This is a genomic window from Zhongshania borealis, from assembly GCF_039539625.1.
Taxonomy (GTDB): Bacteria; Pseudomonadota; Gammaproteobacteria; order Pseudomonadales; family Spongiibacteraceae; genus Spongiibacter; species Spongiibacter borealis.
This window is the reverse complement of the sequence record NZ_BAABDM010000003.1, coordinates 65,338-82,764: the sequence shown is the minus strand read 5'-3', so window position 1 is coordinate 82,764 and position 17,427 is coordinate 65,338. Positions and strand designations below refer to the sequence as shown.

Below are 17,427 nucleotides of genomic sequence, written 5' to 3'. Positions count from 1 at the left end.
TGCATGAGTAGCCCATGCAAGCATGTAGCGCCGAACCAAACTTAGTTTCCGTACTTCTCGCGCAGCACTTTCTTATTGATTTTGCCAACACTGGTTTTGTCGATACTGTCAATAAACAGAATTTGATCTGGGACTGCGTAACGCGACATCTGTCCTTCGTCAGCAAAGACTTGCAGGTGCGCCTTTAACTCAGCCACTGAAGGCGGTGTATCGTTATTCGCGACAACCAAGGCAACCGGACGCTCCCCCCACTTCTCATCTTTGGCACCGATCACCGCAGCTTCGATAACACCAGCGTGTTTAGAAAGCAGATCTTCAATTTCAATTGAAGACACCCACTCACCACCGGTCTTGATGACGTCTTTGATCCGATCAGTAATCTTCAAATAACCGCGCTCGCTAATACCGATATCTTGGGTATGAAGATAACCGCCAGCCCACAGCTCATCCGACGCCTCGGGATTACCAAAGTAGCCTTGTGTTAGCCAAGGGGTTCTAACGACCACCTCGCCGCTAGTTTGACCATCGGCGGGCACGTCGTTCATATCGTGGTCAACCGTACGCAAATCCACCAGTGGCACTGGCGTGCCCGCTTTACAGCGATAGAGAATCTGTTCATCTTCACTCAACTCACCCAACGCTGGGCGCAGTTGGGCCAAACTGAGCAGTGGGCAGGTTTCAGACATACCATAGCCACCAAAAACATCAATACCCCGTTTAATTGCTGCGCGGGCCAGACCGTCGGACAAAGCCGAACCCCCAATAACTACCTTCCATTCACTGAGATCAACCTTGTCTGAACCCGGTGTATTTAACAGCATTTGCAGAATGGTCGGCACGCAGTGGGAAAAAGTGACACCTTCGTCCTGTATAAGCTTGAGTAATTGGTCAGGCTGATAGCGACCGGGATAGACCTGCTTTACACCCAGCATCAGGGCTACATAGGGAATACCCCAGGCATGAACATGAAACATAGGGGTAATGGGCATATAGACATCACCCGTGTGGAAGTTTTGCCCCTTCGCCGAAGAACCGAGTGCGGCCATAGTAGCTAATGAATGCAGCACCAACTGGCGGTGACTGAAATACACGCCTTTGGGATTTCCGGTGGTGCCAGTGGTATAGAACGTTGTCGCTCGGGTGTTTTCATCAAAGTCGGGGAAGTCATAATCAGCGCTAGCCTCAGCCAATAGCGTTTCATAACTACCTAGCACGGGAATCGAGGTCGGAGCGGCCTCGGCTTCGTCGCTTATCCAAATCACCGTTTCGACCGAAGTGAGTTGCTCGCGAATTTCCAAGTACAGCGGTAAAAATTCACTGTTAAGCAACACAACCTTAGGGCCCGCGTGATTCAGAGTGTAAAGCACTTGGTCTGGCGACAAGCGAATATTCACGGTTTGCAGCACGGCACCCATCATCGGTACCGCGTAATAGCTCTCAAGGTAGCGATGCGAATCCCAATCCATTACGGCCACAGTATCACCCATGGAGACACCCGCCCCACTCAGCACATTTGCCAGACAAGCAACTCGGCTTCGAACACTGCTGTAACTAAGACGAATATTACCTCGGTAGACTATCTCCTGATTGGGAGAGTGCACCAGTGGCGCGCTCCACAACTGCTTTATTAACAAAGGATAGTTATAGGCTTCTGCCGCAATAACAGCGTTATTATTTTGCATATAATCGACTCTTAATGTGATTAGAACTGTCAGTATGGCAACAGTCTAAAGTCGAGAATGCCTGCGTACTATGGAGGGAATACGGATCTTTTTGTGATGTGTCACAAAGACACTGAACTGAAGACATGTACTTAACTCGGAAACAGCACCCGAGTTCAGTATCTGCTAATTACTGCGACGTAGTGCGATATACAGTTTCGCCTGCCAGGCCGGATCATCGAGCCGGGCACCCAAAATTTCTTCAATGCGACCCAGCCGATAATCAAGTGTATTGGGGTGAACATGCAATTTGGCAGCGGTCGTCTTGCGCTGCTGATGATGATAAAAATAGGCTTTGAGGGTATCCAGTAAATTGGCCTCCTGCGCTAAACGTTCAACAATCGCATCAAAATAGCGGGCAGTATTAGCTAGTTGACTGATGGCATCATCGAGTACTCTGTCGGAATAGCAATACACTGCATTGTTTGTTGAGTCACCTTGCATCTGAAGCGATTTCATAGCCTGCTCGGCAGACAGTGCCCAACCTGGCGCGCCCACCCCAGGCAAGCCAATCCCAATCGCGGTGATATTCGGCACGTTTTCAAGCATGCGCTCGGCTTGAGACGCTAATTGGTGATCAAAATCCAGCAGCGATACCCCGCCGGGAACTGGCGCCCACACCAGCAAGCAGTCGGCATGAAATACCCGAAACAGGCGCAGCCTTTTTAGACCGAGTGCACGGGCAGCACCGTCGATCATGCGATCTAACTGAGACTCCTGCTGCGAAGGTGTACTTGGCAAATCTGCTGTTTTCATTGCGAGCGTCGCATACGCAGGGGTCACATCCAAGCCCAACGCCGCAGCATGACGACGAAAACTCTCATCATCATCTGGCCGATTGCGGGCGATATTCCAGATTTCTGCGCGTAAACGGCTACGCCAGCGAGACGACTGATGCATCTCGGTTAAGTATGCAGAGGCACTATCACGCGCAACCCTGTCGAAGTGAGCCAGTAAGTAGGGAGAAACATTAAATAGCAACTCACGGTGCAGCTCGGGGAGGTCCCGCACAGCATCCAGCATCAGAAACCAAAAATCCTGAGACCCCGCTCGAAATGCATGCAGCAAACCGGAAAGTGAAATCCCCTGATGAACTCGACGTGACGAACTGATCCGAATTTGCTCAAATACCTCATCGTCAATAGGAATTCGCTCGAGTAATGCCCTATACCAAAGCGCCAGATTTGCTTGAACCGCCTCGCCTAATTCTCTAGCAGCAATCTGATCATTCACCGCTTTGTATTCAGGCACCATTTGCAGAATATTAACGGTGATACGGTGGCTATCGCTCGCAAGATCCTCACTCATCGATGCAACCAAGGCGCGCAGCGCCGGTGACAGCGTTGGCGGATTCTGCAGAATTGATTTGGGCATAAACAAATACTTCCGAGACTTCATTATCACAAACGACAAAAGCGATACCAAGCGTAATTCTACAGAGCAGAAAACACTAGTATCACCCATGTAGAATCCAGTACTTGTCTGCGGCTATTCAGCCCCCAAACAAATCCTCAGACGAACATGATCATTGTAAAAAACCCCATCAAAAGCAATGTCTCTCATCGCCTTTTTACACAGGCACTGAAAACCGGCGTAAGATCCGTCGACCACAGATACATCGTAAGATGCCAGCCTAGCCAATTTCCGGCCGGCTCAGCCAAAATTATTGCAACATCAATAAACCGAGTCAGCCGATAAGATCAACCATTCTCCCCAAATTAGCTAAGACATTATCGGGTTAGACGCGATCTAGCCCTCAGCGACCGCGCTTTTTATAAGGACGTGACATCGCATTTACTTTGCCGTTAAACAGAGCAACAAGTTCAACACTACCCGCTAAGAAACGATCCAGAAGATCAGTTATAATTTCAGTTTAAAAATACTTTTAACTTAGCGTCCGCGGAATCTTCAACGCCATAATTTGTACGTGTTACACAAATTATGGCGTGATATTCCCCGTCACTAACTACCAGAGATATAATCCAGAATTACATCTCGACAATTTAAAGTAGCGAGAGATGCCACTCGGCAATAGCCTGTCCAATCTCATGAGGAGAATCTTCTTGCATAAAATGCAATCCAGGAACACTGGCTTCCGACAAATTTGGCCAAGATCGAACATAATCCCGCACCGCGCCGGTTATCAAAACTCCGGGCTCAGCATTAACAAATAGCTTTGGTATGTCGCACTGCGCTAACCATGCACTGTACTCGGAAATTATTTCAACCACGTTCTCAGGCTCGCCCGCTATGGGTAATTGACGGGGCCACGTCAATGTAGGGCGCCGATCTTCGCCTGAATTTGAGAAAGGACGACGATATTCGGCCATTTCGGCATCAGACAGTGGTCGCAATATCATTCCGGGCAGAACAAATTCAATAAAAAGATTATCTTCTAAAATCATCTGCTCGCCAGCCGGGGAGCGAAAGCCCTGAAACAGTTCTTGCGCATCTTTGGGGAAATCGTCCCATGTGGGGATAGGTCCAACAATTGCCTCCATAAATGCGATGCCCTTAAGCGCGCTCGCATTCATTTTTGCCCAGTGAAAACCTAAGCCAGATCCCCAGTCATGGATAACCAAGGTTACATTTTCTTTAACGCCCAACTCTTCTAATAATGCGAAAAGATACTTGCGATGCTCAACATAGGTGTAGCTGTCTACGCCGCTATTATCGAGCTTTTCAGAATCGCCCATGCCGATTAGGTCTGGCGCTATCAGTCGTCCTCGTCCTTCCAGATGGGGCATGATATTCCGCCAGAGATAAGACGAAGTTGGGTTACCGTGAAGGAAGACAATCGGATCGCCTTCGCCACTTTCCATGTAAGCCATGCGCTTACCATGAATAGTCTTGTATTTTTTCTGGTAAGGATATTGCTCAGATATTTTTTTCATAAAAACTCCCCTATCATTGCTATAAATTAAGTGCTCTTAATAACTGACTAAAATTGTTCGACTGACAGTGCCATGACATCATCCGCACCAGAACGTATCGCGATCCAATGGGCATGAACACGTGGTAATATCTTGTTTATATAAAATCCAGCAACGGAAATACTAGCCGAAAGGTAATCTACATCGTCACCATCAGCCGGCATTGTACTTGACAGCATCGCTTTATCGCACAGCAGCGATCCAGCGCAGACATAACCAGCCAGCATGACAAAGTCGAAAGCAACACTTTCAATAAAATCATTATCGTCTTTGTTTGCCAATATCCAATCCGTAGCAGCCTGAAGCGCCATAACCGCTTCCATAAGATTCATTCCCATATCAGAAATATCACTTTCACAACGCTGAAATTTGTATGCATCGGCTCTGATCATATGGATCATCCGCTTCATTTCACTGCCGGAATCACGTATCACTTTTCGCTTAGTAAAATCTAAGGCCTGAATTCCGTTGGTACCCTCATAAATAGCCAGAATGCGCGCGTCACGATACAGCTGGGCCGCACCAAACTCCTCAATGAATCCAGCGCCACCATGAACCTGAATCCCGATAGAGGTGACTTCGTTCGCAATTTCAGTCGACCATGCTTTAATCATCGGTGTAATCAATGCTAGACGCATTTCACTGTGCGTACCTATGGCTGCCTCCGAAATATCATGCTGCGCATAGGCGTAATAACACAACAGACGAGCGGCTTCCGCTAGGGCACGCATTTGCATTAACATTCTACGCACGTCAGGGTAGTTAACGATTTCTGTACCACCCTGAAAGCGTTCTTTGGCATAGGATAAAGCAAGTTGGTAGGCGCATTCAGATACCCCTGCACCTTGGAGTGCAACGCCAATCCGGGCGTGGTTCATCATAGTGAACATATATGCCAAACCACGGCCTTCTTCACCCACTAGGAAGCCAACAGCACCGCCATTCCCACCAAAGTCAAGGACACAGGTTGGGCTACCGTGTATGCCAAGCTTGTCTTCAACCGAAACAGGAGCCACATCGTTTCTTTCACCAATCTCCCCAGCCTCATTCAGAAGGTACTTGGGGACGATAAAGAGCGACAGACCGGAATTGCCTTCCGCCGCACCGGACACCCTCGCAAGTACTAAGTGAATAATGTTATCAGCGACATTATGATCACCCCAGCTAATAAATATCTTCTGCCCCTTTATTAGATAATCTTTCCCTGATTTTACCGCAGCAGTTCGTACAGTACTTAAGTCCGAACCCGACTGCGCTTCCGTCAAATTCATTGTTCCAGTCCACTGCCCGGACACTAGCTTGGGTAGGTACAGGGCCTTCAGCTTACTATCACCATGTTTAGTTAGCGCCGAAATAGCACCTTGCGATAGTAAGGTCACGAGAGAAAAGCTCAGGCTGGCGGCCATGAAGCTCTCATTCACTGCACACGCCAACAAATTTGGTAAACCGTGCCCGCCATACAATGGATCACAAGACACTGCAGGCCAACCTGCCTCGGTATACCCTTTGTACAAATCACTGAATACCTTAGGAACAACGACTTCGCCGTTCTCTATACGGCACCCTTCGCGATCAGCGTCTTTGTTAAAAGGAGCCAATACTTTCTCAGCGTACGCAGCCGCACCGCCAACAACCTCCTTTATAAGAGACTCGTCAACCCCTTTGTATATTGGCAAGCTGTCAAGTTGACAACTTCTGATAAGAGACCGAATTGTATGGACGATATCATCAGTCCTAGCCTTGTAATAAATCATAATATCCTTACTCGATTTAATGGTTAGCGCTATATTGAGTACGTATAGCAGGACACATGGTAACGAAGAGTTCTATCCCGCCAATTGCTTACGATTAACCCTACAACACATTTGTGAAGCGCTTTCGGAATACCTACGATGGTATTCCTCTATTGATCAATGACAATTGGTGACTGTCATGCTAGCCAATACTAGAACCCATTGAGTTTAGAGACCTACATACCATACCTTTAGTTGAAGTATTCTCTCGTGCTACCGGTTTCGTAAAGCCACGCGACTCACTTACTTAGCACGCAGCTACACACAAATGCACGCATAGAGACTGTATACCCATGGTTACTATCGTACGCACATTAACGAATCACTTTCACATATTCCCAAATTAAGTGAGCGAGCGTATCCATCAAGATACTGAGTCAAATCTATGTATTTGGCTAAATAGAAGTCTAGCGATTATCTTGAATAGTTTTATCGCCACAGAAATTATCACAACACTTCTGTGGCCTGACAAAATCGCTAGGAATTTACCCTACCACGGTGTGTAGTACCGCACGTTCATGAGAAAGCTCCTTAAACCCATATACGCCGTGATAGCGCCCCATGCCGCTGCCGTTAACCCCACCGAAAGGCAAATTATGTTCAAGATAATGCATTACACAATGGTTAACTGTGACACCCCCAGACGAAGTATTACTTAGAACATCTTCTACAAAATCATCGTTCTCACTAAAAACATACAAAGCCAATGGCTTCTCTTGCTTGTGCAAAGACCGATAAACCTCATCAATATCCTTATATGTAAATACAGAGAGAATAGGACCGAACACTTCCTCGCCTAAAATTTTTGCATCATCCGGTACGTTGGTAAAAATCGTAGGATGGATAGATTGAGTCGCGTCGTCGGTGTGGCCACCAACCTCTATGGATGCACCTTTAGCTACTGCATCATCGATATAGCCCTTAACACGTGCAAGGTTTCTCTTATCTACAATTTTTCCATGAACTTCAGTGTTAAGCTTACCGTCAAGATAGCAAGTAGCTTCAATGGTGGCTTTAGCTACCGCTATAAATTGTTCCTTACAATCTTCATGTACGTAGACGTTCTCGGGGCACAGACAAACCTGACCCGTATTCATGTTTCTTAACACAGCGATCTTGGCGGCAGCATCTTCAATATTTGCAGTTTTATCAACAATCACCGGATTTTTACCGCCGAGTTCAAGCGTTACTGATGCAAGATGCTTAGCAGCAGCGGCCATCACCACCTTACCTACCGCTGGGCTACCAGTAAAAAACACATGATCTACCGGCAATTCCAGCAAACGGTTTGCCAAGTCAACACCACCTTCAAAAACAGCGATTTCGTCTTTCTCGAATGCTTTCTTAATTATCTTAGATATCACTATGCTCGTGGCCGGGGCCATCTCATTCGGCTTAACGATGGCGCAATTTCCTGCAGCAATAATTGGAACCAAAGGTTGAAATAGTAATGTGAACGGAAAATTCCACGCACCAAACAATAAGACTACACCGCGCGCTTCATAAACTAGTTTCGCTCGAGCGGTTTCGAAAGCCGCCGATGTTTTAACGACAACTGGCTTCATCCACTCAGAGACTGAAGTAATAGCGTCATCAATATCGCCATAAACTGCACTCATTTCGAAGGTAGCTGCTTCTTCGTTTTTTCGGAGGTCAAGAAATAGAGCCTCTTTAACTTCACCTTCGTACGAACGTATAACGTCTCTCAGTCGCACAAGCTTCTCTATACGCTGTTCTGCAGTGCTACGACGGATAACCCATTGATTTTCAGTTTGCAAGCCAAAAACTTCTGAAACTTCGTCTATTGCAATTTTATTCTCTGCGTTCATAAATTACTCCCCACCAGTTTATTGTCTTAATCATCAACACTAAAAATCCATATTCAATACAAAAGACACCTTACATTAATATCCAAGGATCACATCTACATTACTTCACTCGGCAACGTTAATATAATTATTTATAGTTAATGTAATACTTATTTTTAATTATTAAATAAATAATTAAAAATCCACCACCACAACGCCAACATCTACAACATATCAATCCATTCAACCACAGCCGTCCCAATCTCAACCGGAGAATCCTCCTGAATAAAATGCAATCCCTTAACAGTGACCTCTTTCTGTTTAGGCCAGATTCGACAAAAATCACGCTGCCGACCTACCAGAATTGAACCTGGATCTGCATTGATAAACAATTTTGGAATTTCAGATTTACTCATAAATTCACTATACTCAAGGACCTTCGCGACCACATCAGCAGGCTCACCTTCAATAGGTAACTGCCGCGGCCAGCTCAACATTGGCTGACGAGCCTCTGGAGTATTGAATGGCGCCCGGTATTGATCCATTTCAGTTTTAGTTAACTCACGCAAAATCGAATTTGGTAAGACAGATTCTATGAATAAATTGCGATTTAGGATCAGATCTTCTCCACTCCCGGACCGAAATCCTTGGAAGATACTACGCGCTGCCGCAGGCCAGTCTTCCCAGGTAAGCGGCATAACAATCGCTTCCATATAAGCGATGCCACGTATCGCATGCGGATGCATTTTCGCCCAATGAAAACCAAGACCACTCCCCCAATCGTGTATAACCAGAATAACATTAGAAATAATCCCTAGTTCAGCCAGGAACCCATCTAGATACTGATAGGCCGATTCGAATGAATACCGGTCATCCCCCTCACTTACGAGTAATTTATCTGAATCACCATGACCAATCAGGTCTGGCACTACAACACGGCCACTTGTTTTAAGCACCGGAATGACATTTCGCCACAAATAGGAGGATGCGGGGTTTCCATGGAGCAAAACAATTGGTTCACCTACCCCCTCATCGATATACGCAATTTTCTTTCCGTTAATACGCACGTATTTTTTATTAAACAACATGTTTTCTGATACCATCCCTGACCTCTCTTAACGTCTATCTATTCGCAAGACCACGAAAGCTAGGTACTACGCAGTTCACTAGTACAAAGTAATTCACTTTCTGTTCACCGACATACGAAACATATATAAAAAGTTAGTTTTTAGGGAAATTCGTTATTCAGTCACCTTAATCTATGTAGCCCGTTTATGTTATTTGGACTCCCAAGATCATATTTCAGTATTAGTTATGCACTTTATAATCAGCGACATGGTCGTCGCGCAGCGCCATTTTGTTAATTTTTCCTGTTGCGGTCAGTGGAATATCAGCTACAAATTTGATGTCTTCTGGAATCCACCATTTTGCGACTTCACCAATAAGAAATTCCTTCAATGCGGGCTCCAGCAAAGCAGCACCCGGATTCAACTTAACCAGGAGTAACGGACGCTCTTCCCATTTTGGATGCGGAACACCAATTACTGCCGCAAGTGCCACCTCAGGATGATTCATAGCCGCGTTCTCGAGATCCACTGACGATATCCACTCGCCGCCTGATTTAATAATGTCCTTAGCCCGATCAGTGATTTGCATAAAGCCCTCTGCATCAATCGTCGCTATATCTGCTGTATCAAACCAACCATCCGAATCTAAAATTACCGAATCATTTTTATAATAGGAACTTACTACCCACGGGCCTCGGACCATTAGCCTGCCAGGTGTTTTTCCATCAAACGGCAACTCCAGCCCATTTTCATCCTTAATACACATTTGCAAACCAAACAAAGGTCGCCCCTGCTTCAATGCAACTGCCAGCTGTGCGTCGCCGTCTAACTTCAGGGTGGCAGGCATTGGTCTATTAATACTTCCCAATGGACTAACTTCTGTCATACCCCACGCCTGCAATACATCTACACCGAAATCGCGCTTGAACCGAACTAACATCGACCTCGGTAACGCAGAACCACCTATAACCACCTCTTCAAGGGCGGGCACCTGTAGTTGATTAGTCGTCATATAATCTAACAACATACTCCACACGGTCGGCACTGCAGCCGAAAATGTTACTTTCTCGGAATTGACTAGATCATAGATGCTAGCGCCATCTAAATTCGGGCCTGGAAGAACCAGCTTTGCACCCGACATGGGAGCCGAATAAACCAAGCCCCATGAATTGGCATGAAACATAGGCACTACCATCAATACTGTCGAAAGCGCGGAGAGCTTAAATGCGTCTGCAGAGGATGACGCGTAGGCCATAAGTAGATTAGACCGATGGGAATACAGTACGCCCTTTGGATCACCTGTCGTCCCGGAGGTGTAGCAAAGGGAAGAAGGTGCAGCTTCATCTAGCTCTACCCAATCAAAATCATCAGATTGATCACCAATAAATGATTCATAATCAATTGCCGCTCTAAGGGTTGTAGCTGAAAATTCCGCATTACTCGAGAGCACCACAAACATCTCAACGGTCGGCAATTCGTCTTGTATTTCCTCAAGCAAGCCAACAAACGCGGGATCAACAAAGACAATGCGATCACCAGCATGATTAATAATGAAACGAATTTGCGCGGGGAAAAGACGTGGGTTAACGGTATGACAGATGGCACCCTGACCAGCAATACCATACCAGGACTCAAAATGGCGATATCCGTTCCACGCCATTGTCGCAATTCGATCACCGAATTCAATGCCATATGCCTTAAGAGCATTGGCGAGCTGCTTGGAACGTGCCAAAGCTTCCCGATAGGTATAGCGATGCACTTCGCCTGACGCGAGCCTTGAAACAATTTCCTGATTACCGTGGAACCGTGCAGCGTGCTCCAGAATCGACGCAAGATTCATGGGAGCTTCCTGCATACCGCTAGACACTTTATTATCTTTATTCACTGAACATTTCCCTTAATATTTTTAATCGATTAATAAAATTATTATTCTGTTTCTAAAGGTAATTTTTTGTTACACGACTACCACAAATAAATTATTTTATAATTCCCGATCCGATGGTATCTGACCTGCTCATATCGAAACCAAATTTTCGCCACCAGAAAACCAAAGTCAAATAGGCATCACGCGCGCCCCAACCTGGCCAGAGCAGCCTGAGTTAGATAACGCTGATAAATTGAAGCATCATTTACCGAACTTTTATGCCCACCACGGAGCTCTTTAACGTGCTCAACTCGGGTAATTCGCCCGCTCTGAAATTCATAGGCATGAAAGTACCCCCACGACCAATACGGATGGGATCCGTCTAACACTTTTTTATCGCCGTCTTCAAATTGGCCATAACAACCATCGAAAGATCGAAACGGTACTCCGGCCCGATCGTAAGTTACCATCGCCAATGGCATTTGGTTTCGTGCATCAAACCAAACCCGCTTCTTCCCTATTGGTGCACGCGGAAACCCCGTTGGTTCAGCCTCACAAACGATTGCTTCCGGCACCATTTCTACAACACTGTCGAAGAAACTCTCACCCTTTGGACCGCCGTGTACTCCGTGTTCCCAATTTTCGTCGGTAGAATCCCAACCACCTGACACACCGGCGAGCATAGGCTGCCGACCCACTATTTTATAATTACCCCAACTCAACAGCGGATCACCAGCAGCCCATGCATCAGAAAGGTATAGTGCTGAACCAGGAACAAGTGGCTCAAACCGTTGGTTGGTCGGAAACTGACGAACCCGCCTAAAATGCGGAACATAGCCATATAGATCAGGAAGCTTGTTTTGATCATAGGACCAAACATTCAGATACGACGCGCCTCGCTGACTCTCAGGATAGGTATACACAACCGTATTGAAACGTAGCTTATCCATATGTTCAGGCCAATATGGTTTGGGCTCGAGCACTAAGCGACCAACCGGTGATAACTCAGCCCACACCAAGTCGTATTGATAGTCTATTTCGCCCTCAGGGTTTAAGTCATACTCCTTCATCCCAAATAAATCGGCATCATGCCGGCCCCAGGACAGAGTTAAACCCGCAAAAAGTTGTAAAGCAGATTTGCTTTCCGGAAACGGATGTCCGCCGATCCATGGCTTGCCATCTTGAGTCACTACATTTCCGGCTTCCGAAAACCGAGCTAAGCCTTGATTAGATAAAGTCGCCTCTTGGTATTCCCAGGGCCCCATTTTCATCCAATCCGTTGTTGTCGCCTTGACTTTCAGCCTACGGCCCATCTCAGCAACATGTTTGAATTTTGCGGGGTCTAATAACTCTTTCACAAGATGAACATTATCAGCGGTTATATAATCGCCAGCCTTAATTTTCCCTTTTGTATACATTTCTATTGAAAGAAGTTCGTCCGGGTACGCCTTTGTCACATCCCCTGCAGACGCGATGGTGGGCCACAATGAGGCCAACACTCCGCCACCAGAGAATGCAGATCCATAACGCAGAAAATCCCTACGCTTCATGTTTGATGACCATTTCAAAAGGTGCATTAGTTATCCTTGTAAAAAAATGCTGGACGTAAACTCAATCCAGCAAAAGGTACAGCATCTAACTATTTTTCGGAAACGATCTAACAGTTAAAACTGATAGGTTACTCGTAACGCAACCTCATCGGCAAAATCAAGCGATGAAATCACATTATTGTTCGGGTTATCGCCCCAAAGATCGCCATTAATGTAGTTATAGAATCCCTCGACAGTTAAGCCTTTCCCCGGATTCCAACGCAGACCTGGTTGAAACAGGATACCACCATCTAAATCTACCAAAGTAGCGAGTTCAATCTCGAAAACTTTATTATCCGTAGGCTGGAGAAAACCAAAAACAATATAATTAGCATTGCCAGTTTTCGCTTTTTTCACGGTCGATGTCGCGTCACCAGAGAGTTCGTCTAATCCTACACGCCCATAGCCACTCAAATGCCGACCGACTAGATCGCTTCTATTCTTAGTTAATGCCTGCAAAACAATATAAGTACCCGGCAATTCTTTAAAGAATCTGTGCCACTTATCGACTACTACCGCAAGAGTGTACTCATCATCTTCAATCGCCTGCTGCGACAAAGTTGGATTTGTATAGGTCCGGTTCGGCGTGTACTGTAACTCCACATTAAAGATTAACTGATTAAGAAAGTTATTCTCACTTTCGTTAACATAACTTACACCTAAAGCGTAGTCCTCTTCTCGGTGATAGGTTCTTTCGATTGCACCGCGCAAGCTGCCACCGGCGGCCATAAAGAAAGTATTCAGCTGAGCGGCAGTACCACCCGCGGTCAAGTCAGGCGTAGCATAAATATCCGTTGTACCATCAGTTTCCAAAATGGCGGCGTTCAGCCCACCAATCGCGTCAAGCCTCGCATCCGCCGCATATTTAAAAAATTCAGCAGCGGTATAGACGCCACCAGGACTCGCCGAAAATGCGGAATTAGCCATAGCCTCTCCAGAATCTGCGTAGTTCCTGCATAGAATTGGGTCATACACAGCGCAGTTCGACAACTTCGCATCGTAGGCAGTATTTATTAACGAGCCAATTGAGCCGGACAGCGGTTTATTCACACCGGACTTAGTCCACGCAAACGTTCCTTCTGTACCTAACTTAGACACAAAAGAAGCCTGCCATCCCCACTGGCCGTAGTCACCTTTCAAGCGAAAGCCGCCCGCTAACTTCTGGTCGTAGTTACCGGATTCATACCGATCGTGAACAGTAAATTGCGAAGGAATTATATTGTATGGCGTATTTGGGTTACCAAACACCGTCGGCTGAAATCGGCCAATATAGCCATCTGCTAGGATATCGTTAGTTAGCTGGTACGTCGCCCGTAACGATAGCATTGGTACGCGTTTATCTGAGAATTCCTCTAAGCCGCGATCCAATAGTGAATGGCGCCGCAGATCTAAGCCATTCGGAGTATCGAAGACTCGAAAAAAGATCGCTTGGCCCCAGGCTATTTGCTGATTACCAAGACGTAACGCCAAATCACCCGTAGCGTACTCCAACAGGAATGTCGGCAAATAAATCTGATAATTTTTTCCCGTCCACTCCAACGGATTAGGATTACTATTGTTATCTGTTAAGTAATCAAAGTAACTCGGTGTACCGTTGTCGTAGAGAGCAGGATTACCACCAGATTCCGAACCTCCTTGAAATTCTGATAAATCGCTAGCATCAAACGCGTCGTAAATTTCTGGATCAAACATCGCCCTAACTCTGGCAATGAATCGCATCTCATAGTTTATTCTAACGTTTAATTCAACTTCGGCCCGAAGCACCGTGTAATTAAAATCGTTATCCGTAGTCTTAACAAAGTCGCCACGCCGCAGATTATCACTGAAAGGAAGTGGTACTGTGCCCCATGCGCCAACTGAACCACTTCCCAGTAAGCCAGTGACTAGGCCGCTAGTCGGATTTAATGCCGGAGGAAGGTACGCTTGCCGAGCTATAGTTTGGTCATTGAAATAGTTGCCGCCTTGGTTATTTGGATTTTCCTCACCACTAGTACTAGCCGCGATTTCGGCGCGAATAAAACCATTATATGAAATATTGAAATCTTCAAACCACCCATCGTCCGACGCAAAGGACTTAGCGCTGCCTAATACGCTAGATACCAATACCGATAGAACAAATATTTTATTGGTTTTTTGACTTTTTCTCATTATTTTACCCTCAAATCTTATACGTAAAAATCTGGCAATAGTTTATCAACCTAATTATTTTAATTTTGCTCAACTCTGATAATGTTTCCATTATTCCCGGCTACGAGCACGCCAGCACCAGAGCTCGGAATAGCAACCGAACCGTACCACCCTACTTGAATATCGAGCCCTACTACCGACCTCCAGCTTTCGCCGTCATTCGTACTCATCAGAATGTCGCGCATGCCTGGAACAACTACTAATCCACTCGATTTGGTCTTTACTGACAACAGATTTTGATGTGTTACAGACTCCAACTTTCTCCAACTACGTCCGAAATCGAGGCTTTTAAGCATAAAGCCTTCCTGGCCAACGGCATAAGCGACACCATCAGCCCGCATATCTATCGCTGACAAAGTCGGGGATACGCCATGCTCTGAACTGCCGCCAGCGTTCACGACGATCCATGTCTGGCCTTGATCATCAGAGTTCAAAATAAGCGCCAGCTCACCAACCACCCACGCCCTTCCACTCTCACTGACCTTGACACCGTAAAGACTCGGATCGAAGAGAGAACCAAGTCTATTATCAGGATCATCAAACATTCCGGCCCAGCTCGGAGCAACCGATTCCCAGGTATTTCCGCCATCAATGGAACGTAATAGCGTCCCAAAAGAACCCGATGCAATAGCGTAACCCTTGTTGTTTACATCAACAGAAAAAAGCCGCTCCTCAGTGCCACTCTCTACCTGCCGCCAGCTCCCGGCGCTATCACGAACCATAATCAGCCCGTATTGCCCAACCGCGATAGTGCTTGATTTACTGAAACTAACGCCGAGTAACGCAAGGGTGTTGTCGTTATGCTCACTCGACCATGTCTTCCCTGCATCTATCGTGTGATAGATGTCACCTGCGTAACCTACCGCGTACCCTTCATCGCCCCGAATATCGATATCAAACAGCGCATCGTGAGCAGTTCCCTCTACAACAATACTTGCAGTAATTGGAGCGGAGTTAGCCAAACAGCTCAGCGCCGCCGACACCGTAAGTAAAATGATTATTTTAATTTTTTTCATAGCAAATTTTTCACCTATAAAAAATTGCCGCAGGTAGCCCCTGCGGCGATAGAATCAAACCTGCCCTAAACGCTGCAAAGCCTGCTGGGTGAAGTATCTGCTATATGCCTTTTCCTGGTCTGCCCGGAAGTCGGATTTATAACCGCCTTTGTTTTCCTTATTATGCGTAATACGACTGTTGCGTCCGGTCTGAGCATCAAACGAATTAATATTCGTCCATGACCATGCTGGAGACTTACCATCTGGACCGTATTCGACCTTGTCGCCAAGTTTGTACTGACCAAAGTTTGTCTCAAAGTTTACCCATGGTTTGTCTTGACGATCGAAACGGATATTCCCGCAATACATATTGTTTCGGACATCGATGTAAGCAAGTCTTCGACCTACAGGAGCACGCGGATAACCTGTTGGCTTCGACTCCAAAATAATTACTTCAGGTGCCATCTCAAAATCGGTATCCCAAAATGTTGTTCCCTGTGGGCCACCATGGGTATCTGCCTGCCAGTTATCTTTATCACCATTCCATTTAGCGTTAAAGCCACCTAACATTGGTTTTCTTGCAATAATCTTATAATCACCCCAGGTCAACATTGGGTCACCAGCTGCCCACGGATCGGTCAGGAACCAAGTTACGCCTGGAATAAGCGGTTCAAAACGTTGGTTAGTAGGAAACTGACGGACACGTCTGAACTGCGGCAAATACCCATAAAGGTCCGGGAATTTACGCTGATCGTAGTACCAGGTTGATAGAAATGAACTACCGGCAACATCCTGAGTTGAAGTAAAGAAGACCGTCTGCAATCGTATCAGATCGTCTTTTCCCATGAATGCCTTACCATCCATACGGGCTTCCATTTGAAGTTCTGCCCATATAAATTCATAGTCATAAGCAGTAGAGCCATCAGGGTTTACCACAATATCTTGAACCGCATACTGATTATAATCAGCACGCCCCCAGCTCATAGCAAGGTTAGCCTGAACTTCAGGGCCAGTCCTCGGATCAGGGAAAGGTAAACCACCAGTCCAGTTTCCTCCCTTGTTCGTTTTCACATTACCATTTTTGTCAAAAACTGCCGAAACGCCATCCCTCAAATTACTTAGCGTTCTTTCGTAAAACTCAGCAGGGAACATTGCGCTAAAATCTTTTGTCGTGGGACGAATTAAAATACGTCTTCCCATGGTTTTTACTTGATCAAATACGATTGGATCTAGCAAATCTTTTACGTGGTCAACATTATCTGCGTTTAAATAGTCACCCTCATTAACTTTTCCTTTTGTATACGCGGAGACGGACATCAACTCGTCGGGGTAAACTTTAGCTAAATCCCCCTCAGCGGCAAACACTTTACTCAAAGGCATCAGCACACCTGCTGCGGCGCCGGCTGCTAAGTTTTTCATAAGTTGGCGACGACCATAGTCATGGTCATATTTTTTAATTATCATATTTTG

Annotated in this window: 11 protein-coding genes; all 11 read right to left on the bottom strand. The window is 46.1% G+C overall.

Annotation, left to right across the window (positions count from 1 at the left end; all coding sequences use genetic code 11):
* Positions 1–41: 41 nt before the first annotated feature.
* A complete protein-coding gene (locus ABD836_RS09740) occupies positions 42–1,682 on the bottom strand; it encodes a fatty acid--CoA ligase (protein WP_344935174.1) in 1,641 nt (546 codons plus the stop codon).
* A 165-nt stretch (positions 1,683–1,847) separates the two neighbouring features.
* Positions 1,848–3,095, bottom strand: a complete 1,248-nt coding sequence (locus ABD836_RS09735) for a PucR family transcriptional regulator (protein ID WP_344935171.1) — start codon at positions 3,093–3,095, stop codon at positions 1,848–1,850.
* A gap of 629 nt (positions 3,096–3,724) precedes the next feature.
* Positions 3,725–4,615: a haloalkane dehalogenase gene (locus tag ABD836_RS09730; RefSeq protein WP_344935168.1), complete on the bottom strand. Its 891-nt coding sequence runs from the start codon at positions 4,613–4,615 to the stop codon at positions 3,725–3,727.
* 47 nt (positions 4,616–4,662) lie between these two features.
* Positions 4,663–6,408 carry an acyl-CoA dehydrogenase family protein gene (locus tag ABD836_RS09725; RefSeq protein ID WP_344935166.1) on the bottom strand — a complete coding sequence of 582 codons (1,746 nt, stop codon included), beginning with the start codon at positions 6,406–6,408 and terminating at the stop codon, positions 4,663–4,665.
* A 524-nt stretch (positions 6,409–6,932) separates the two neighbouring features.
* Positions 6,933–8,276 (bottom strand): aldehyde dehydrogenase family protein, encoded by a 1,344-nt coding sequence (locus tag ABD836_RS09720; RefSeq protein ID WP_344935163.1) that lies wholly within the window; start codon positions 8,274–8,276, stop codon positions 6,933–6,935.
* Between the two features lie 203 nt (positions 8,277–8,479).
* A complete protein-coding gene (locus ABD836_RS09715) occupies positions 8,480–9,358 on the bottom strand; it encodes a haloalkane dehalogenase (RefSeq protein ID WP_344935161.1) in 879 nt (292 codons plus the stop codon).
* A gap of 205 nt (positions 9,359–9,563) precedes the next feature.
* Positions 9,564–11,207, bottom strand: coding sequence for a long-chain fatty acid--CoA ligase (locus ABD836_RS09710; RefSeq protein ID WP_344935158.1), 1,644 nt, complete (start codon positions 11,205–11,207; stop codon positions 9,564–9,566).
* A 179-nt stretch (positions 11,208–11,386) separates the two neighbouring features.
* Positions 11,387–12,763 carry a DUF1329 domain-containing protein gene (locus tag ABD836_RS09705; protein WP_344935156.1) on the bottom strand — a complete coding sequence of 459 codons (1,377 nt, stop codon included), beginning with the start codon at positions 12,761–12,763 and terminating at the stop codon, positions 11,387–11,389.
* Positions 12,764–12,850: 87 nt separating this feature from the next.
* Positions 12,851–14,923: a DUF1302 family protein gene (locus tag ABD836_RS09700; RefSeq protein ID WP_344935153.1), complete on the bottom strand. Its 2,073-nt coding sequence runs from the start codon at positions 14,921–14,923 to the stop codon at positions 12,851–12,853.
* 59 nt (positions 14,924–14,982) lie between these two features.
* A complete protein-coding gene (locus ABD836_RS09695; RefSeq protein ID WP_344935151.1) occupies positions 14,983–15,978 on the bottom strand; it encodes a WD40/YVTN/BNR-like repeat-containing protein in 996 nt (331 codons plus the stop codon).
* 54 nt (positions 15,979–16,032) lie between these two features.
* Entirely contained in the window at positions 16,033–17,421 is a 1,389-nt protein-coding gene (locus ABD836_RS09690; RefSeq protein WP_344935149.1) for a DUF1329 domain-containing protein, read from the bottom strand.
* Positions 17,422–17,427 lie beyond the last annotated feature (6 nt).